The following is a 20,040-nucleotide window of genomic DNA, read 5'->3' as shown; positions in this document are numbered from 1 at the left end:
AAATATAGACAGAAAAAAGCCCCGGCGAGCGGGGCTTTAAAGTTCTTTGAGTTCCGGTGTCTTAGGAGTTGGTGGAAACTCAGCTTTTTTGGAAGAGCTGGGCTTCGCGGTCCTTGAAAGCTTTAAATTCTAGAGCGTTTCCCGAAGGGTCGTAAAAAAACATGGTTGCTTGCTCCCCCGGCTCACCTTTAAAACGTATGTAAGGCTCAATCTCGAAAGCCACCCCGTGCTCACGCAGTTTTACAGACAGATTGTTCCATGCGTCCATTTCCAGAACGACCCCGAAGTGCGGAACGGGCACTCCGTGGCCGTCTACAGGGTTTGTATGACTGCTTGTGGAGTTCTCCTTTAATGCAGGGTTGAGATGGCAGACAAACTGATGGCCGTAAAGATCGAAGTCGACCCAGCTGTCGGATGAGCGGCCTTCAGGGCAGCCTAAAAAATCACCATAGAACCGGCGAGCTTCGTCTATGTCTCGAACTTGTATGGCGAGATGGAATGGATCTTGTACAGCCATAATGCGTATCCTTTTGTGATGAGCGTGAAATGAACGACTCAATAAAATCATACTAAGCCTTTTACACAAGGGCTTACCCATTGAATCAGAGAGGCCAGAATTATGTACGGAATTAAAATAAACAGCCGTATTCGTAGCACATTATCCGTCGTTTTTGCCACAGCTGTATTGCTAGCGCCGGGTTTAGCGAGTGCTGAAAGTAAAATCAGTGCGAAGTCCATCTCTGCCGCAGTGAGTGATCACTCCTACCAGGGCAGCATGAGCTCTCCTAATTCAGGCTTCAACGAATACTATGCGCCGGATGGCACCATCTATGGCCAAGGCTATGAAGGAGAATGGACTGCACAAGAAGGCGAGATGTGTTTTGCCTACGGCGACGAGCCAGCTTGTTACGAAGTCAGTATAGACGGCCCATCGATGGTGCTGCGCCAAGACGGCTCCATCAAAGGAAGTGGCATGTTGATCAAAGGCAATACCATTCAATAGTTCGATAAACAGCCTCGAATTTCACTTTCCTCGGTAGCGTCACGAGTACGCCAGAATGTGGGCGGGTTTACTTTCTTGACGCACAAAATTCAAACAGAAAAAAGCCCCGACTAGCGGGGCTTTTGCGTGGTCAGTGAGGCGATCGGAGGCGGGTTCCGACGTGAGGAGGGCGAGGCGGGCTGACTCTGCTAGTTATTTTCCAGGGTTTCCCATACCTCGATGGCGGCGGCAAGGTCTTCCAGCGAGGCGCCCACGGATTTGAAGAGCGTTATGGCCTCGTCATTCGTGCGCCCGGGCTTGTCGCCTCTGATCAGTTCCGCCAGCTCGGCGCGCAGGCTGGTTTCACTGAACGCACCCTCGTTGATGGCCTGTAGAATATCTCCGGCTTCGCCCATGGCGCCGGCGTAGGTATCCACAAATACTTCGCTACGGACCAGGCACTGGCTGTCGGTTTCCCGCATGGTTGGCCGGAACGCGCCCACCAGATCCAGATGGCTGCCGGGCTGCAGCCATTCCCCCCGGACCAGTGATTCGGTCGACAGGGTTGCACAGCTGATGATGTCTGCTTGGGGGACGGCGGTTTCCAGGTCATTCACCGACTCACAGTCAAAGCGGTCGCGAAAACGTTCAGCCAGCGCTGCAGCCTTGTCCGGATTACGGCCCCAGATCCGCACCTTGCGAATAGGGCGCACCGTGGCGTGTGCTTCGATCAGCATGGGTGCCAGCTTGCCGGTGCCAACCACCAACAGCGATGAAGCGTCTTGCCGTGCCAGCTCACGGGCTGCCAGGGCCGAAGCTGCGGCGGTGCGCCGGCTGGTTAGCGCACTGCCATCGATGCAGGCCAGAGGAGTGCCGTGCTGGCCTTCACACAGAATATATAAACCGGAGATGGCCGGCAGGCCAGCGTTGGCATTTTGCGGGAACACGTTGACCATTTTCATACCAATATACCCCGCCTGTTCCCAGGCGGGCATCAGCAGCATGGTGGCCTCGCCGTCCAACCGATGCATGGCGTGATGGTGTCGTGGTGGAGCTTCCACGCCATGGCGAAACGTATTGGCAAGACGTTCGATCAGTGCCGGCCATGCTAGCGCGCCGGCCACCTCCTGTGCAGAAATAATACGCATGATGTCTAATCCTTTTTACGGGTGGCCAGTCGCTGGATTTCACCGACGATGCCACGGCGGAACACCATTACACAAACCACAAAGATAGTACCCAGAATCACCTGCACCCATGAGCCAAAGGATGAGAGTTCATGACTGAGGGCACCGACGGTGATGGCGCCAACGACCGGGCCAAATACGGTGCCCAGCCCACCCACGAGGGTCATCAGAATGACCTCTCCGGAGGTTTGCCAGTGGGCGTTGGTGAGTGCAGCAAACTGGAAAACAATGGCTTTGGTAGCTCCGGCCAGCCCAGCAACCGTAGCGGAGATAGTAAAGGCCAGCAGCTTGAAGCGGTCTACGTCATACCCCAGCGACAAAGCGCGGGATTCGTTCTCCCGGATTGCTTCGAGTACGACGCCAAACGGCGAATAAATGGTGCGGTAAATGATGCCGAATCCGATCAGGAAAATGGCGAACACAAAATAGTACATGGCGAGGGAGTTGTTCAGATCAATGAACCCGAATAGCTCGCCCCGAGGGATGCCCTGCAAGCCGTTCTCGCCGCCAGTAAATGGCATCTGCAGCGCCAGAAAATAGATGATCTGTGCCAGCGCCAGAGTGACCATGGCGAAATAGATGCCTTGTCGGCGAATCGCCAGGAAGCCAAAAATGCTGCCAAGAACCAGGGTAAATCCGGTTCCTGCCAATATACCGAGTAGCGGCGAAAAGCCCCACTCCTTGGTGACATACCCCGTGATATAGGCCGCTCCGCCGAAAAACGCAGCGTGGCCAAACGACAACAGCCCGGCATAACCCAGTAACAGGTTGAAGGCGCACGCAAACAGCGCGAAGCACAGCAGATCCATGACAAACACCGGGTAGGCGAAGAACGGAGCGGTCAGGCCTGCAACAAGCATCAGAATAAACAGGATACGATTGGTCATGAGCGGCTCACTTCTCCTTACCGAACAGTCCCGCCGGACGGAATAACAGCACTAGCACCATCAGGAAGAAAATGACGGTGCTGGCAGCGGGTGGATAGAACACCTTGGTCAGGCCTTCGATGAGGCCAAGTGCAAGGCCAGAGAGAATAGCGCCCATGATGGAGCCCATGCCGCCGATTACCACAACAGCGAATACCACGATGATCAGGTCGGCCCCCATCAAGGGGCTGACCGAGTACATCGGAGCAGCCAGCACTCCCGCGAGCCCCGCCAGACCAGCACCAAAAGCAAAGGTCAGGGTTATCATCAGCGGAACGTTAAGACCAAACGCCTGAGTCAGGTCTGGGTTTTCGACACCGGCTCTCAGACGCGAGCCTAATTTAGTGTGCTCAATAAAGAACCAGGTGGTAAAACACACCACGAGCGAGAACACGATGGCGAACAGGCGATATGTCGGGAAATACATAAAACCAAGGTTCATCACACCACTAAGGCTCTCCGGCTGACCCGGATAGGGGGTGCCGGAGACGTTGAAGTAGTTGGAGAACAGACCCTGAAGAATCAGAGTGATTCCGAAGGTCAGCAGCAGCCCATATATGTGATCCAGTTCGTACAGGCGCCGGAGCAGGAAGCGCTCAATGAGCACCCCCAGCAGACCGACTAGCAACGGCACCAGAACCAGTGATGCCCAGAAGCCAATCTGGACGCTGACACCGAACCACTGCTCCAGAAAGGAGTAGCCAATCAATGCGATAAAAGCACCGAGCATATACATGGCGCCGTGGGCGAAGTTGATAATGTTCAACAGTCCGAATATCACCGCAAGCCCGAGGCTCAACATGGCGTAAAACACACCGACATTAAGCCCAAGCAGCGCCTGGGCCAGAATGACCTGTATCGACACGTTGGCTATCTCCCTTTAAGTGGTTGTCAAACCGTGTGTTAATTAACCAACGAACATTTGGTGTCTGCCATCGAGATGTAGGCCTGATCCGCGGGAATTTTTGAGATCACGTTCAGCAGGTCCCACTCGCTTTTCGACTCCGAGGGCTTTTTCACTTCCACCAGGTACATGTCGTGCAACATGGAGCCGTTGGGGGCAATTTTGCCACCTTTCACGAACACGTCGTTCAGGGTCATTTCACCCAGTTTGGCGCGAACCGTCTCGGTATCGTCCGTTCCGGCTTCCTTCACCGCTTTCAGGTAGTTGGACACAGCCGAATAGACACCTGCCTGTACCATTGTTGGCATGGCACCATGGCGCTCATTGAATCGATTGGACCAGGCTTTGGTTTCTTCATTCTGGTTCCAGACAAAGGCTGTGGTAAATTGCAGACCCTGAGCAATGTCGAGACCCATGCTGTGCACATCGGTTAGAAACACCAGCATGCCAGCCAGTTTCTGACCACTTTGGACAATACGGAACTGGTTAGCCTGCTTGATGGCATTGACCGTATCCTGGCCGGCATTGGCCAACCCGATTACGTCTGCACCGGACGATTGGGCCTGCAGCAGGTAGGACGAGAAGTCATTGGTGGAGAGCGGTGCGTTGACATTGCCGACCACCTCGCCACCCATGCTTTCCACTACCGCGCCGGTGTTATCTCGCAGTGAGTGCCCGAAGGCATAGTCCGCGGTGATAAAGAACCATTTCTTGCCGCCGTTTTTAACCATCGCGGTGGCGGTACCCACCGGCAGGGCATGGGTATCGTAGACGTAGTGAATGCCATAGGGCGAGCACTGTTCTTCGGTCAGCGCGGTGGAACCCGCCCCGGTATTCATGGTGATGATTTTCTTGTCCTTGGCGAGACCCTGCACTGAAAGCGCGACCGAGGAGTTATCCAGCGCCGTGATCATGTCCACTTCTTTGGTGTCGATCCATTCACGTGCGGTGCTGGCGCCAATATCCGGTTTGTTCTGGTGATCTGCGGAGATCAACTCAATGGATTTGCCCATGACCGAACCGCCAAAGTCTTCGATGGCCATTTCAGCCGCGATAACAGCACCGGGGCCTTCCAGGGACTTGTAGACCCCCGACATGTCACTGAGTACCCCGATCTTGACCTTGTCGTCAGACAAAGCTCCGGCTGCGGTTAGAGGTAAGCTGAGGGACGCCGCAGCCACCGCGACGACCAATCCTTGTTTCAAGTGCTTCAACATAGTGGGATTCCTTTTGTTATTAGGTTCCGGGTCGGATCCACAAAGGCGGTCCTGGCCCAAAGGCTCAGACACTCAGGTGTCTGTTCAACTGCTCTTTTTTGGCCTCAAGGTCGGCCGCATCAATCTGTTCTACCACCTGGCCGTGCTCAATCACGTAGTGCCGATCGGCCAACGGTGCGGCAAAGTGAAAATTCTGTTCTACCAGAATGATCGTGAAGCCCCTTTCTCTGAGCTTGCGAATGACATTACCCAGGCTTTTCAGGATGACCGGGGCAAGCCCCTCGGTAATTTCGTCCAGTAACAGAAGGGTGGCACCCGTGCGCAGGATTCGGGCAATCGCCAGCATCTGCTGTTCGCCGCCGGAGAGCTTGGATCCCTGGCTTTTACGGCGTTCTTCCAGGTTGGGAAACATGGTGTATATTTCGGCCGCTGACAGCCCACCTTTGGCGACTACCGGAGGCAATTCGAGGTTTTCATCCACGTTCAGAGAGGCAAAAATACCCCGTTCTTCCGGGCAATACCCCAGCTTGCCCACGTGGGCAATCCGGTGTGTCGGCATGTTGATGATTTCGGTGCCGTGGATTTTGATGGAGCCAGTGCGTTTACTGACCAGCCCGAGTATGGCTTTCAGGGTTGTCGTTCTCCCGGAACCGTTTCGGCCAAGCAGGGTAATGACCTCACCCTCGCGCAGTGTCAGATTCAGGCCATGGAGTATGTGGGACTCGCCGTACCAGGCGTGCAGGTTCTCAATTCGCAGTAATTCCGGCTTTTGCTCAGGCTGCATCAGTCGTACCCATATAAGCTTCCATCACCTCGGGGTTTTTGGAAACCTCGGCATAATTGCCTTCCGCAAGGATTTCGCCCCGGTTCAGCACGGTAATCTGGTCGGCGAGCGTCGATACCACATTGAGGTTGTGCTCAACCATGACAATCGTCCTGCCCGCGACTACGCGTTTGATCAGATCGGTCACCGTGCTTACATCTTCCGCACTCATGCCTTGAGTGGGCTCATCCAGCAACATCAGCCTCGGTTCCAGCGCAATGGTCGTGGCTATTTCCAATGCCCTTTTTTGCCCATAAGGCAGTTTAACCGCTTTTACGTCCCCAAACGTGCCAAGACCGACCTCCTCCAGCGTTGCCTGGGCCTTCTCGTTGAGTTGATCGAGAATGTGCATCGGACGCCAGAACTGGTAGGACACCTGCAGTTTCCGTTGCAGAGCAATGCGAACGTTTTCCCTGGCTGACAGGTGGGGAAACACGGCAGAAATCTGAAACGAGCGAACCAAGCCGAGCTGGGCGATGCCTGCCGGCTTGGCGTGGGTGATGTCCCGGCCGCCATAGATAATCTTGCCGGATGTCGGCGTCAGGAACTTGGTTAGCAGATTGAAAAACGTAGTTTTGCCTGCCCCATTGGGGCCTATCAAGGCATGGATCGTGCCGGTTTTGACACTGAGATTGACGTCCTTGATGGCGGTGAAACCCTTGAAATTTTTGGTAAGGCCACGGGTTTCCAGAATAGCGTCTGGTTTCTGGGTATGGTCGGTCACGGTAAGCCCCCCGGCTGATCAGTGGTTCAGACACTGATAATCATTGATTGTTGTTGTTTTTTCAACGTAAAAACAGGTTGTTAGAGCTTGACCTCTACATAGATATTTCAGGCCCTAGTAAAGGTGTGAACGGTGATTCTGTCAAGTTGGGCACTGGATAAAAACAAAAATCGGGGATTGAGAGATGGGAAGTCATTGGTCTGGAAATAATCGCGGGCCGCTCTCAGGCCCGTGATCTCTCGCGGTTATTCCTGGCCCGAATTTCTCATGAGGGGATAAAAAAAGCGGCTAAAAGTGCTATATTTTCAATGACCTAACCAATTAACCAAACACAAGTACCAGCAGCCGTATCCAAAATGGTACCTTAAAAACTGACCTTCTCGCCACCCTCCCGCCGCCAGATTGAAGCCGGTTTCTCCGGAGGGCACATCACCTCTGATGCCGGTCAATTGTTACTGCGCGAAGTCGACAGACAACACCGGTTAACCCAACGACTAGCCGAGACTCTGATCGACCAGCGGGATTCCAGCATGATCCGTCACCGACTCGATACCATGGTCCGGCAACGGGTTTACGGCGTAGCCGGTGGCTACGAAGACCTGAATGACCATGAGTCGCTACGTTTTGATCAGGCGCTACAAACCGCCACGGGTGAGGCCTCCGTCCTGGCCGGCAAATCCACGCTTTGTCGAATGGAACAGGCGATGGACCGACAAACCATTGTTAAGGTTCAAGAACTGCTCTGGCACCACTTTATTGACCAGCACGATGCCCCACCAAAAGAAATCGTGCTGGATTTCGACGGCACCGATATCCCGGTGCACGGCGACTAGCCGGGCAAGTTCTTCAACCGGTACTACGATCACCATTGCTACTTCCCGCTGTATGTCTTCTGCGGGTGCATCTGAAAAACACACCCTTCGAGCGCATGAGCGCTGGCACCTTGCGGTTGAAGCTGATCAAGGTCGGCGCTGTGGTCATCCTGAACACGCGCCGAATCCGGGTGTTGATGAGTGAGCTATCCCTACAAGAAAGACCTCTCGGCACTGGTTAAGCGATTGGTGCCCAGTTAGATGATCGCCCCCCCCCTGGCCCGACACCAATGGGGAAAGGGGGGGCTCCAAACACAGTAATAGAGTAAAAGGGAGAGTGCTGCCGCCATACTGGGACTGCCTAAAATCGCCTCGCCGGAGTTCTCCTATGGACAAGATCAAGTCAACGATCTGACGTTGTTCTAGGCGTTCACTCGGGGACTACTCCATGCGGTGGTTATTCTCAACGGGTGACTGCCCAGGGATAGCTCAGAGAAAATTGTTTTGTGAGGGATGAGCTGAAAATGGGGTAATAAATCGCTAGTTTTTTCTGAGGCAATACCATACCAAAAATCAACAGTTTGGATGAGGCTAGGTCTACGGTAGCCGGTGTTGGTGCTGATGTTGTTTTAATTAGGCTCAAATTACAGACAGAAAAAAGCCCCGACTAGCGGGGCTTTAAAGTTCTATGAGTTCCGGTGTAATCCCGGTGCCTCAGGAGTTGGTGGAGACGGCGTCCACCAAATAACTTGGGCAAGAAGCTGATTTAAAAGTTAAATTAGTTTCCAGATTTTCTGGTTACCCGCACTATTACCCACAGTCTGCGAACGTCTTACTTGATTCCCGCGACCTAGTTCGACCTGGTGACAAGTTTCTTCGTTAAGGAACTTTTGATTAGGGCATCATCGTACATAGCTATTTGGACTTTACTTTCACCCGTTCCGCATCACGGTTGCCGGATTAAGGAGCAAGTTGGTTCAAAATTCAAGATTAGCATCGGGGGCGTTGGGAGTATCAAGAATGCTTATCCTACCAGCCGGTTTTTTTGTGCCCTGTGAGCTGAAATTGGTTTAAAAGATTGCTAGTCGGTCCAATTACAGGAAAAATCAAGCCAAATGCACTATGATCTGGGCTAGCCTATGATGATTTCTGGTTAGTGAGCAAGAGAATCAGTGGTTACATAACTTTAGTGAACGAAGGAGCATTGCTCAACATGGAGCGAGTACCCTTTCTTAAACCAAGGATGGCCGGGAGTCGTTTCGACGATCATGCGATTCCTCTGGATATGCTGAAGGAGTTCGCGGTATTGGAGGAAATGATTGTCGAGGTTGCGAAGTGGCACTATCTTAACGATCATCCGAAACGCGAACGCTCACCGAGAGGATTTACAAAAGGTATCTCCGTCAAGCTGACTGCTGTTGACGAGGGCAGCGCTATGCCAGATATGTCGCTTTTCGTCGATCAGCGTCAACTAATTGCACCAGCAAATCAGAATTATTTTGAGCGTGCCCGAGACAGCATCGTCGACGCAATAGAAGCGGCAGCGCAACATACTGAAATAAAAAAACATCTTCCAGAATTTCTTCTAGGTTACTTTGATAAGCTCGGACGAGGTCTGCGTCAGGATGAATTTATCGATTTTGCTCCAGAGGCAGTTGGACGAGGTGCGAGGTTGAATCAGACCACGCGAAGAGCATTGAGATTGGCTTCAACTCAGCTGCAAGAACTTACTGAGGAGGTAAGTCTTAGGGGAGTGATTCCTGAAGCTGATCAAGCCAAGCTTACCTTTGAAATAGAGACCATCGGCGGACAGAGAGTTTCAGGTCCCATCCCAATGCAGCATTTCGACACCATTGTTAAAGCTTTCAATGGGTATCGAGATGGGCTTCGAGTAAGCATTCAAGGAATTGGCCTCTATAATCGAAACGGTCAATTGAAGAGTATGGAAGAAGTTGAGCATGTCACGTTGTTAGACGAACGTGATGTGGGCGCGCGAATCGATGAGCTGCGTTTGCTTAAGAGTGGCTGGCTGGATGGCAAATTAGGTAAAGCTCTTGATTCTGACCAGTTGAACTGGCTAGAAAGTCGGCTAGATTCCTATCTGAGTGACCCGCTACCCTCTCCCTATCTATACCCGACCGCTGAAGGTGGTGTGCAGCTAGAATGGAGCATCTGCCGTTATGAAATAACCCTGGATATTAACCTGGCCGCTAAGTCAGGCCACCTTCATGCTTTGTATATGCCAACCGAGGAAGAAACTGAATTACAAGTGAACCTTTCAGAAGATAATGGTTGGGAAAACGTTACCGGTCTGCTTGAACAATTTAACGGAGAGTCATTGTGAAGGTAGACACGCCGCTGCTGAGACAAGTCCACCCAAGCTTTATCCAAAATGGCAGAGTTTCTTCGCAGGCTTTTAGACCTACTCCAAAGGACGATAAAAAGTTGTCGGTATACGACGGCCATCTAATCGCAGCCTTAGACGCTTATGAGCATTACACCACGACTCTAAAACAATCATCAGTCGGAGTGATGGCGGTGACTTGTCAAGAGTGCGCGCAGCTTGAGCTTGAAACAAAGGACGATCCCTTAGAAAACTTCCCTGAACATGCGGTTATAGACTTCAGCCCTTATGGCACAAGCGCAACTGAAAAAAAGGCCAAAATCCTGAGAAGAAGGGCAGAGGAGCGCGATTGGTTCTTTAGCAATACCGGTACCTGATTTCACGAGATTTCAAACCTATATCACCTTTGTGAGCTAAGGCACTAACAGTGCCTCCCTCCCAATTCACAGAGGTAATTTCCATGTCCGAGCAATGCCCCAACTGCCTGTCCCGTCGGATTGGCAAGAACAACTATGGTAAGAAAGCCGCCGGCGTCATCGGTGCTTCGGCGGGCACCTATGGCGGTTACGTAGCTGCGATTGCAGGAGCGAGAACGGGTGCTGCAGTGGGAGCACTGACAGGCCCCGTCGGTGGTATCGGTGGCGCCGTCATAGGTGCTTTGCTAGGTGGCGCAACCGGCGCCTCTGCTGGCGTGGTTCTGGGCGATGTCCTGGATGAACGCGTGCTCGAAAACCATCGATGCCTTGAGTGCGGCTATTCCTTCAGCACTAATTCCGACTCCCGCGAAGACGCCCTTTAATTCCCCTCGCAAACTCCAAAGGAGAACAATCATGGCTCATCTCATCGAGCAAATGGCCTATGTTGGCCAAGCCCCTTGGCATGGCCTGGGGAATGAACTGACTTCAAACCAGCCCCTGGAGGTCTGGGCGAGGCAGGCCGGACTGGACTGGCAGATCGAGGAAAGCCCCGTTCGCTACGTCACCAATGCCGGTGGCACCCTCGGGGAGATTCTGTCCTATCCGGACTCCAAGGTGCTTTACCGCTCGGATACCAAGGCTCCGTTATCGGTTGTCGGTAACCGCTTCAAAGTGGTGCAGCCTGAGGAAATCCTAGAGTTCTACCGGGACCTGACCGAGGTGTCCGGTTTTGAGCTGGAAACCGCTGGTTTACTGAAAGGTGGCCGTAAAATGTGGGCACTCGCCCGTACCGGTCAGTCGGGATTGCTCAAAGGTAACGACCAGACTAATGCCTATGTGCTACTGGCAACTTCTTGTGACGGGACCTTGGCGACGACTGCGCAGTTCACCAGCATCCGCGTGTTGTGCAACAACACCCTCGCCGTTGCCCTGAAGGGTTCCGCGGCCAACGCAGTCAAGGTGAAGCACAACACAGCCTTCGATGCGAACCTGGTGAAGAAGCAGCTGGGCATATCCGTTTCCGCCTGGGACGACTTTATGTACCGCCTCAAGATTCTGAGTGAGCGTAAGGTGAAAGCCACTGAGGCCCGCAACTACTTCTTGAAAGTATTTACGGAGGACGTGAAGGAGGGCGTTGGTAAAACTAATGAGCGCTCCATGGCCAAAGCCCTGGGGCTGTATGAAGGCGATGGCATGGGCGCCACGCTGGCTTCATCCGAAGGTACTGCCTACGGTTTGGTGAATGCTGTGACTGAATTCATCGATCACCAACGCCGGGCCAAAACCGTTGACCACCGGCTGGATTCCGCCTGGTTCGGAACCGGCGCGGCCATCAAGAACCGAGCGTTGGAACAGGCCATGTCTCTCGTGGCTTAACCACTTCCCGTAAATTAAAACCCTCATAAAACCCACCGGAGCCTGTTGCTCTGGTGGGTTTTTTTATGTCTGGAGGAAACACCATGGGCATGAATGCAAAGGCAATCGAGAAACAGCGACCGGCTTTGCGGCTGGTCTCCACTAAGGGCCTCAGTCGGGATGAATGGCTGAAGGTACGTAAGCAAGGCATTGGCAGTAGTGATGCCGCTGCAGCGGTTGGCATAAGTCCCTATCAATCTCAGCTCGAACTTTGGATGGTCAAAACTGAGCGGGACGCTGGTCTACCGAAACCGGATTCCGACGACCCCAGCTCACCGGTCTACTGGGGCCATATCCTGGAACCCATCGTAGCTGAGCAGTACAGCCAACAGACGGGCCGGAAGGTGCGCCGAGTAAATGCAGTGTTGCAACACCCAGATCCGGACAAGCATTGGATGTTGGCGAACCTCGACTACTCCGTGGTAGCCGATGACGACGTGCAGATCCTGGAGTGCAAAACGGCAGGGGAGTTCGGATCACGCCTATGGAAAGAGGGCGTTCCGGACTACATCCAATGCCAGGTGTCAACGCCAGTTTAAAACTGACCCACTTATTGGCAATATCGCCAATCTAAAACTGACCCACCCTGGGCGTTTAAGTATTGGTTAATAGGTCTTGGCTGCTGGTTGAGATCGGTGCGGTACCCGCCATTTTCTTATCCTTCAATCGATAACTTTCTCCCCGGATTTGGACGATGTGCGCGTGGTGTAACAGCCGATCCAATAGCGCAGCGGTTAATGTCGTGTCGCCATAGAAGGCACTGGCCCACTGTGAGAATGGGAGGTTACTGGTGACGATGACACTGCCGTGCTCGTAGCGTTTGGCGATGACATTGAAGAACAGATTGGCCTCTTCGCGACCAAATGGCAGATAGCCGATTTCGTCGATGATCAATAGCCGTGGCGCTAAGATACTGCGTTTTAAGTACTGATCCAGACGTTCCTGTTTTCGGGCAATGACCAGTTGCAGCATCATGTCGGCCGCGGCAATGAAGCGCGTTTTAATGCCTTGGCTGACGGCTTTGTGGCCCAGGCTGATGGCCAGGTGGCTTTTGCCAACGCCACTGGGGCCCAGAAGCACCACGTTCTCTGCTCGCTCTACAAAGGCCATGCTCGTCAGTTCATTCAGCTGTTTACGCGGGGCTCCGCTGGCGAACTTGAAATCATAATCTTCAAATAACTTTCGCCCCGGGAAACCCGCGAACTTCAGCAACGTCTCTCGGGATCGTTGTGACCGGGCGTTCAGTTCCAGGTTTAATAGCTGTTCCAGGAAGTCAGCCAGGGTGCCTTCGTTTGAAGCAGAATGGTCGGCGATAGCCGCCCATTCACTGGCCAAGGTATCAAGTTTTAGGCTTGCGCAGGCGTGCTCGATACGTTGATGTTGCAGGTTCATAGGCGAGCCTCCAACAGCCGGTCGTACACGCTGAGGGGATGCTGAAAGCTCTCTGTCGGAACAGGTCGGATTGAGGCCGGCGCTTGTTGTACCACCGGTTGTGGCCGTGATGGCAGCGGCGCGAGCTCAAAGCGTTCTTGATCCAGCCGTATCTGAGGTTTAACACCGGTGGTGCCGTGAATGCGCTGATGCGCTATCAACTCAAGCCAAGGCCCTATGTGAGCGTTGGCCGTGGCCACGTCCAACCTCAGTCCAGCCTGGTTCAGGGTGGCCGCCAGAGGCGTGATGAAGCTGCCCTTCAAATAACCATTGAAGCGCTCAACCTTGCCCTTGGTGCGAGCTCGGTAGGGCCGGCAGGCGCGGGCGATAAAACCGTAATCCTGAGCCGTTGCCAACAGTTGAGCATTCCAGCGATGGCGGCCTTCGCCGTAAGCATCACGCTCGATCATGATGGTCTTGGCGTTGTCGAACAGGATCTCCTGGGGGACTCCGCCAAAGTAATGGCAGGCCTCTTCGATGCCTTGCAACCAGTCTTCCTGGCGCTCGTGCTCGGAGAACCGGACGTAAGTGGCACGACTGAACCCCAGCGTGGCCACAAAGGCTTTGATCTTGCGCCGGTGACGGGAAATGGTCGTAAAGTCGACCTGCATCTGCTTGCCAGGCGGCGTCTCAAAGCGAACCACCGGATCAGATTCGACGGTTTTGAAGTCGGCAATGTAGGACTTGAGCCGGCTGATCCCGCCGGCATAGCCGCGGTCCTGGATCTCTCTTAACAGCACGGTTGCCGGTATCCAGTGTGGCTTCGCGGCTTCGATCCGCGCCAGCAAATAGTCTTTATAGGAATCCAGCTTAGTCGCTCTCTGCGTTCGGTCGGGATAGGTGGGCACCGCGCTCAGATCCCGCAGATAGCGGCGCACGGTGTTGCGGGACACGCCCAGTTTCTGAGCGATGGCGCGAATACTCTCGCCCTGACGATGCAATACATGAATTTCCACAAGTGTCTCCTGAGTCAACATCGGCCGCCGCTCTGATCGTGTGATTAAGCGGCTATTTTGCCTCAGGTGGGTCAATTTTAAGTTGGCGTTGGTGGGTCAGTATTACTGTGGCGGTGACAGCCAGGTTCAGCACCAACTGGCCGTCACCGGCAAACAGGCGGCGGACGTGTGCGTTCTGCTTTGTGGTCAGGAGTTGAAGATCTACCGCATTGAACGGAATGAGGAGCTCATCGAGGCGCTATACGTGCTGGAACGCCAATTCTGGGATTTCGTGGAGACAGATACCCCACCACCAGTCGATGGAACCGATTCTGCTGAACGTGCCTTGCGCCATCTGTACCCAGTGGACAGAGGGGAGACCCTGGACTTCAGCCAAAGCAAGGAGCTGTCCGATGCGTTCGACGAGCTACTGGCCATCCGCACGGAAATGGAAAGCCTCAAATCCACAGAATCCCACCTGAAACAGCGAATCGAAAGCCAGATGGGCGAAGCCTCAAAGGCAACCTTCCCCAGTGGCAGCGTGAGCTGGAAACGGAGCAAGGATTCCGTCGGGCTCAATGTGAAGCAGCTACTGACGGATCAGCCAGACCTACTAGATCAGTACCCACTCACCAAGCCGGGAAGCCGGCGATTCCTTATTCGAGCATAAATACCCCATTTGGCCACGCGGGCGTGGCAATCGCCCCGTGGTCCTTTTTCCAGGAGATGCATCATGATTAAAGGTTTAGCCATCACGCCCCCGGTATTAGGGCGTATCAGCATTGGTCGGGTTGTTGAGAAAAACGGCATCCGGCTGCCACAGAAAGACAACCAGTTCACCATCACCTCCCAAATCCAGGAGAAGGGTGGGTGGATTCTACACCCCCTCGACGAAGAGCTCAGAAAGGATGCCCCAAACGGCAAACTGCGAACCATTCCGGTACGCATGCTCTTCAACGAAGCGGATCTCAACCTGCGGGCGGAATACACCATGTTCGACCGTAAAAGCGGACGGCCCTTGTGTGTAGGTAACGGCGACACATGCAAGCGCTTGACGCAATCCGGAGTGCAGTCTTTGCCATGCCCGGGGCCGACGCTGTGTGAGTTCGGTAAGGGTGGTCTGTGCAAGCCCTATGGTCGTCTGAACGTGAAGGTCGGTGATGACGATGATCTTGGCACCTTCATCTTTCGCACAACCGGCTACAACAGTATCCGGACCCTTGCGGCCAGGCTGAGCTACTACCAGGCAGTCTCTGGTGGTCTGCTGGCTTACATGCCGTTGGAATTGAAGCTCCGGGGCAAAAGCACGACGCAGAGCCATCGGACGCCGATCTACTATGTGGATCTGGTAATCAGGGAAGGGTTGTCGCTGCAGGAAGCGGTGGTTGAGGCAAGGGAAAAGGCCAGGCAGGTGAAGGAGGCGGGCGTTGACCAGGCTGCTCTGGATGCGGCGGCTGCTAAGGGATTTGGTAATGCGCTGTTCGAGTATGACGAAGATGAGGCAAGTCAGTTGATTGAAGAGTTTTACCCCGCTACTTCAGTGGAAGGCTCGCTGGATAATGCCTCTGTTGTGTCAAAACTGCGGAAAGACCGCAATTCTGTAAAGTCGGCTTCAAGCTAGATGTTGACGAGTGGTCCGCGCGGGCCACTCGTCAGAATGCCATGGTGGTTGTTTTTTATCCTTCTCAAACTGATGATTAGTCAGTTGCTTACACAAATTATGCTTTTGCATGGGACCAGCGATTCAACATTTTCAGCAGGGTGTTTTTGTTCACTGGTTTGGCAAGATAATCGTCCATCCCGGCGCCAATGAACTTTTCTCGATCACCGGGCATGGCGTTTGCGGTGAGTGCGATGATTGGTTTGGAGTTCATCCGTCCTGACTGCCGTATTGCTTGCGTAGCCTTTAACCCATCCATTTCCGGCATAAAGATATCCATCAGTATCACGTCATAGTCGAACGCGTTGGCCGCAGTCACCGCTTCAAGTCCATTTCCGACTATATCGACGACGTAGCCTGTATCCTCAAGCATGGCTCTGAATACCATTTGATTAGCAGGAGAGTCCTCGGCAATCAGAACCCGAACTGGCCTATCCGTAAAATTTAACGGAGTTGCCTCTTCAAACATCGAGATAGCTTCATCTTTATCGTTGTTCGCGCTGGCTAAAAAAGGTATCTCAAACTCGAAAGTCGCGCCTTTTCCCAGCTCGCCCTGAGCCCATATTTTGCCGCCCATGAGTTCAACGAGGCGCTTGCAGATTGCAAGCCCCAGGCCCGTCCCTTCATGTTTTCGTGATGCGGTTGAGTCAAGCTGACTAAAAGGTTGAAACAAGGATTTAGCCTGTGCGTCAGTAAATCCTATCCCGGTGTCTACAACCCGAAAGCAGAACCACATTTCATCGTTTAAATTTTTTGTTTTTTCGACGGAGACGGTAACTAAGCCTTGATCAGAGAACTTCAAACTATTCGAAATCAGGTTCAGAAGGATCTGTTGGAGGCGCCCCGCATCTCCGATAACCATTACGTCAGCAGTGTCATCAACATCTTCGATAAGCGAAATTTCTTTTTGGTCTGCTCTGTTGGCGCAAAGGGTTATTGCCTTTCGGGTAATACAGGCGAGATTAAAGGTGTTGGATTCGAGCTCTAGCTTGTTGGACTCCATTTTTGAGAGATCCAATAGTTCGTTCAAAAGGTTAAGAAGGTGTTCTGCAGATTCGTAAGTAACATCAATGAAGTTCTGGTCAGTCTTTTCAAGCCGCCCGCTCATTTGAACCAAGTTCAATAAACCGAGAATGGCATTAAGTGGCGTGCGCAATTCGTGACTGACGGTCGCCAAAAATGCCGTTTTGGCTTCGTTCGCGGTTTCAGCCTTTTTCTTGGCGTTTGCGAGTTCGTGCTCCTTGTTTTTCAATTCAGAAACATCAGAATAGGCGACAACTGTCCCACCTGAGGGAATGCGGGACTCTTGCGCCCGCAGACAACGCCCATCTGCGATGTGGATCTCGATTCCTTCGGGGGTTGGATTCAAGTGGTGGGACATTCGCTTGGCGAAAAAAGCCTCACGGGTCGACGCTTTAATGTCAGGAAAGAGGTAATGACCGCTGGCAATCCCGTCTCGAAGAAGCTCTTCAAATGAGAGTCCCAAAGGCACAGGTATGTTTTCGCTGGCAAAAAATTCCCTGTATTTTCTGTTACAGCGGATGAGGCGGTCGTTGGAGTCAAATACAGAGAGCCCATCAGGAAGCGATTCGATGGCATCTTTAAAACGGGCATTACTTTGAGAGAGGTCGTTTTTTGCGTTATCGACGGCCTGCTGGTACCGAAATGGTAAGCGTAACAGCAGGTAAAGCAGGGTCGAGATAAGTAGCGCCGCCGAGACAATCAATCCCCAGATGTAGCCGGGTAGATCATGAAATGAAGGCGCTGGAGGTATAGCAACACCCACCTCCCAGCTACCCTCCGGTAGCGCGACAGATGCAGTTAGGTGTTCGCCTTCGAATAGATCACTTGGGCCTACAAAGACTCGGCCATCACTGCCAAGCCCATTGTATCCGCGAATCGCAACAGGCGCTTTATCTGACAGGTAATCTAACTCAGAGATTCTAAGTAGGTTGTCCAGATCAACGAGCACTGTCGCGAACCCCCAGAATATGTCTGAGCCGCCGCCCGGTTCGGATTCAGTATGTGGCAAAAATATCGGCAACCGACCAATCAACGCGGTGCCCCCCTGAATCAGCTCATGTGGGCCGGCCACCCAGAGCTTGCGGCTTTTGATCGCAAGCTCGGCTGCCTCTTTGCGTTTCGGGTCTGCGAGGAGTTGGTGGCCAAGTGCCGGGCTATTCGTCTCCTCTGGCCAAATGTACGTGACGATGGCATCAGGGGCGAGTTGAACGCTGCGAATACCAGGAATGCTGCTTCCGAGGTCCTGCGCGAAGGATAGAAACGCTTGTCGATCAATGTTTTTCGGGCCGGCCCGGACGAAGCCAGAAAGACCGTGGGTAAGATGAAGTCGAGCGTTCAACTCGGTTTCCATGCGGCCACGCAGATTATAAAGTGCGCTGGAGATTGAGGCTCGATCTTGAAGATAATCGCTCTCCAAAGATTGCACATATTGGCTGGACATTAGCATAATCAAACCAGCGAAAAGGCTCGCAGCGATACCCAGCGACACGGACTGCCGGGAAAGTCGACTTCCGATACCCTGCATAAAAGCACCGAAGCGCTGCCTTTCGATTACCTTCGGGAAATAATTCCTCGCTCTCCTGGATGCAATTGCTTCATCCACTGCCTCCGCCAGTGTTCGAAGCAGCTCCTGGTTTTTTTCACTAAACAGACGTGGCTTATGGTCGATGACGCAAAGTGCACCCAAAGGGTAGCCCTCCGGGGAATGGATTGGATGTCCGGCGTAGAACCGCAACCCGAATTCGCCGGTAACCAGAGGATTGTTGCAAAAACGCTGGTCTTCCAGAGCATTCTCTATTATCAGCGGAGTGTCAGCTGCTACCGCGTGCGCGCAGAATGATTCAGCACGAGGTGTTTCCTGCTGGCTTATGCCGTCCCTTGATTTGAACCACTGTCTCTCGGCGTCAATCAGCGATATCAGAGCGACTGGCGTATCGAACAGCTCCCGGGCTATAGCCACTATTCTGTCAAATCGCTCTTCCGGCAACGAGTCGAGTAGGGAAAGCCGTTGAAGGGCTTCTAGTCTCTTCGCTTCATTATGGGGAATTTCCGCTTCGATCATTCAGTTACTTCCTCTTCCACGGATTCAAATGCCGTTGGCCCGTTTGGTCTTTGATCATCAAGGGAGCCGGGCTGCTGTTTTTAAGCGAATCCGCTCTCGGTTGCCAGAGTGCTTGCAAGTTCAGTGCCGATTTGAAAATGTCATTTTTGTTCCGGAGAATTATCGCTCCGGTCACCACTCCGGAACAGGGCGTTTTGCAGTATGTGTTGCAAAATGCATCGCATATTGCCTGGGCGGCGCTATTTCAGTTCGCAAAAAACAACTAACTATTTAGATTGAGACAAAATCCGAGAACATGGAGTGAAATATGCATGATGATATCCACACGTTTAAGGAAGGCTGCAGGTATGTTCAGAAAAACATTGGTTTTTGCCGCAATGGTGATTGGCGGTCTATTAATTTTTGTACCAAAGGGCTTATCTCAACATGGGGGCGAGGATGTACTCTCGCTCGGCGTCGTTCCGCAGCAAGCCAGTGAAAGACTCGCCCGACAATGGATACCGTTGGCTAATTATCTCTCTGAGAAGACTGGCCTTAAGATAGAGTTTTCAACGGCACCGGACATTCCAGAGTTCGAAAAACGCCTTGCCGCAGGGGAATACGACGTCGCCTATATGAATCCCTATCACTTTACGGTTTATAACGAAGACCCAGGGTACACTGCGGTAGTCCGTCAGCGGGATCATTTTCTTCGGGGTATCATCGTTGTTCCTGCCACGTTAGAAGTAGAATCTCTGGCAGGGCTAACGGGGTTGGATCTCGCCTTTCCGGCGCCGAACGCGTTTGCTGCGACACTGATAACGCGAGCTTTTCTTAATAATATCGCTCCCGGATACACAGCCACGTTTGTCAGGTCCCATGATTCCGTTTATCGCGCTGTGGCGAACGGAATTTTTGCCGGGGGAGGTGGGATTCTCAGAACGTTTAACGAAATAGATCCTGAGATCCGTTCAAAGCTCGAAATTCTCTGGATTTCTCCGGGATATATAGGGCATGCCGTAGCGGCCCATCCGACAGTTCCGGATAAAACCCGCTTAAGTCTCCAAAACGCATTGATCGAAGTTGGCGACTCTGAAAAGGGCCAGAAGATCCTTGAAGAGCTGGGCATCAAAGGGTTCCAAGTAGCTTACGATGCGGACTGGAATGAGGTAAGGGCACTGGGCCTTGATCAATGAATG

General features: G+C 53.0%; 17 protein-coding genes and 3 pseudogenes. 10 read left to right on the top strand and 10 right to left on the bottom strand.

From position 1 onward, the window contains the following. Positions 1-79: 79 nt before the first annotated feature. Positions 80-517 carry a VOC family protein gene (locus MIH19_RS19585; RefSeq protein WP_249006451.1) on the bottom strand — a complete coding sequence of 146 codons (438 nt, stop codon included), beginning with the start codon at positions 515-517 and terminating at the stop codon, positions 80-82. 102 nt (positions 518-619) lie between these two features. Between MIH19_RS19585 and MIH19_RS19580 the strand changes: the two genes are divergently transcribed. Then, positions 620-1,003, top strand: a complete 384-nt coding sequence (locus tag MIH19_RS19580; RefSeq protein WP_249006450.1) for a hypothetical protein — start codon at positions 620-622, stop codon at positions 1,001-1,003. Positions 1,004-1,191: 188 nt separating this feature from the next. Here MIH19_RS19580 and MIH19_RS19575 read toward each other — a convergent pair whose 3' ends face one another. The 6 genes from MIH19_RS19575 to MIH19_RS19550 form a co-directional block, all read right to left on the bottom strand. Then, positions 1,192-2,130 (bottom strand): ornithine cyclodeaminase family protein, encoded by a 939-nt coding sequence (locus tag MIH19_RS19575; RefSeq protein WP_249006449.1) that lies wholly within the window; start codon positions 2,128-2,130, stop codon positions 1,192-1,194. Positions 2,131-2,135: 5 nt separating this feature from the next. Then, positions 2,136-3,056: a branched-chain amino acid ABC transporter permease gene (locus tag MIH19_RS19570; protein WP_249006448.1), complete on the bottom strand. Its 921-nt coding sequence runs from the start codon at positions 3,054-3,056 to the stop codon at positions 2,136-2,138. Between the two features lie 7 nt (positions 3,057-3,063). Continuing rightward, positions 3,064-3,960: a branched-chain amino acid ABC transporter permease gene (locus tag MIH19_RS19565; RefSeq protein ID WP_249006447.1), complete on the bottom strand. Its 897-nt coding sequence runs from the start codon at positions 3,958-3,960 to the stop codon at positions 3,064-3,066. A 38-nt stretch (positions 3,961-3,998) separates the two neighbouring features. Continuing rightward, a complete protein-coding gene (locus tag MIH19_RS19560) occupies positions 3,999-5,216 on the bottom strand; it encodes an ABC transporter substrate-binding protein (protein WP_249006446.1) in 1,218 nt (405 codons plus the stop codon). Positions 5,217-5,280: 64 nt separating this feature from the next. Continuing rightward, entirely contained in the window at positions 5,281-6,000 is a 720-nt protein-coding gene (locus MIH19_RS19555; protein WP_249006445.1) for an ABC transporter ATP-binding protein, read from the bottom strand. Further along, positions 5,990-6,763 carry an ABC transporter ATP-binding protein gene (locus MIH19_RS19550; RefSeq protein ID WP_249006444.1) on the bottom strand — a complete coding sequence of 258 codons (774 nt, stop codon included), beginning with the start codon at positions 6,761-6,763 and terminating at the stop codon, positions 5,990-5,992. Before MIH19_RS19550 ends, MIH19_RS19555 begins: the two co-directional genes overlap by 11 nt. Positions 6,764-7,134: 371 nt before the next feature. Between MIH19_RS19550 and MIH19_RS19545 the strand changes: the two are divergent. The 6 genes and pseudogenes from MIH19_RS19545 to MIH19_RS19520 form a co-directional block, all read left to right on the top strand. Continuing rightward, a pseudogene (locus MIH19_RS19545) lies at positions 7,135-7,836 on the top strand (transposase). A gap of 952 nt (positions 7,837-8,788) precedes the next feature. Then, positions 8,789-9,919: a hypothetical protein gene (locus MIH19_RS19540; RefSeq protein WP_249006443.1), complete on the top strand. Its 1,131-nt coding sequence runs from the start codon at positions 8,789-8,791 to the stop codon at positions 9,917-9,919. Continuing rightward, complete coding sequence (locus MIH19_RS19535) at positions 9,916-10,296, top strand: hypothetical protein (protein WP_249006442.1); 381 nt, start codon at positions 9,916-9,918, stop codon at positions 10,294-10,296. The genes MIH19_RS19540 and MIH19_RS19535 overlap by 4 nt, the downstream gene beginning before the upstream one ends. Before the next feature lie 83 nt (positions 10,297-10,379). Beyond that, positions 10,380-10,718 carry a hypothetical protein gene (locus MIH19_RS19530; protein WP_249006441.1) on the top strand — a complete coding sequence of 113 codons (339 nt, stop codon included), beginning with the start codon at positions 10,380-10,382 and terminating at the stop codon, positions 10,716-10,718. Between the two features lie 31 nt (positions 10,719-10,749). After that, positions 10,750-11,712: a DUF932 domain-containing protein gene (locus MIH19_RS19525; RefSeq protein WP_249006440.1), complete on the top strand. Its 963-nt coding sequence runs from the start codon at positions 10,750-10,752 to the stop codon at positions 11,710-11,712. A gap of 83 nt (positions 11,713-11,795) precedes the next feature. Next, positions 11,796-12,275 (top strand): annotated as a pseudogene (locus MIH19_RS19520) (YqaJ viral recombinase family protein); the annotation flags it as partial. Between the two features lie 70 nt (positions 12,276-12,345). On the opposite strand, the gene istB reads toward MIH19_RS19520, so the two are convergent. Then, positions 12,346-13,143, bottom strand: coding sequence for an IS21-like element helper ATPase IstB (gene istB, locus MIH19_RS19515; protein WP_249005879.1), 798 nt, complete (start codon positions 13,141-13,143; stop codon positions 12,346-12,348). Further along, positions 13,140-14,159, bottom strand: coding sequence for an IS21 family transposase (gene istA / locus MIH19_RS19510; RefSeq protein WP_249005880.1), 1,020 nt, complete (start codon positions 14,157-14,159; stop codon positions 13,140-13,142). Before istA ends, istB begins: the two co-directional genes overlap by 4 nt. 100 nt (positions 14,160-14,259) lie before the next feature. Here istA and MIH19_RS19505 point away from each other — a divergent pair. Both MIH19_RS19505 and MIH19_RS19500 read left to right on the top strand, forming a co-directional pair. After that, positions 14,260-14,787: pseudogene (locus MIH19_RS19505) on the top strand (endonuclease); the annotation flags it as partial. Positions 14,788-14,850: 63 nt separating this feature from the next. After that, a complete protein-coding gene (locus MIH19_RS19500; protein WP_249006438.1) occupies positions 14,851-15,738 on the top strand; it encodes a hydrolase or metal-binding protein in 888 nt (295 codons plus the stop codon). A gap of 97 nt (positions 15,739-15,835) precedes the next feature. On the opposite strand, the gene MIH19_RS19495 is transcribed toward MIH19_RS19500, so the two are convergent. Beyond that, a complete protein-coding gene (locus tag MIH19_RS19495) occupies positions 15,836-18,862 on the bottom strand; it encodes an ATP-binding protein (RefSeq protein WP_249006437.1) in 3,027 nt (1,008 codons plus the stop codon). Positions 18,863-19,209: 347 nt separating this feature from the next. On the opposite strand from MIH19_RS19495, the gene MIH19_RS19490 reads away from it, so the two are divergent. After that, positions 19,210-20,037, top strand: coding sequence for a phosphate/phosphite/phosphonate ABC transporter substrate-binding protein (locus MIH19_RS19490; RefSeq protein ID WP_249012807.1), 828 nt, complete (start codon positions 19,210-19,212; stop codon positions 20,035-20,037). The last annotated feature ends 3 nt before the right edge of the window (positions 20,038-20,040 follow it).

This window comes from Marinobacter sp. M1C, assembly GCF_023314135.1.
Taxonomy (GTDB): Bacteria; Pseudomonadota; Gammaproteobacteria; order Pseudomonadales; family Oleiphilaceae; genus Marinobacter.
Note: the sequence above shows the minus strand (reverse complement) of the source record. Positions and strands in the feature narration are given on the sequence as shown.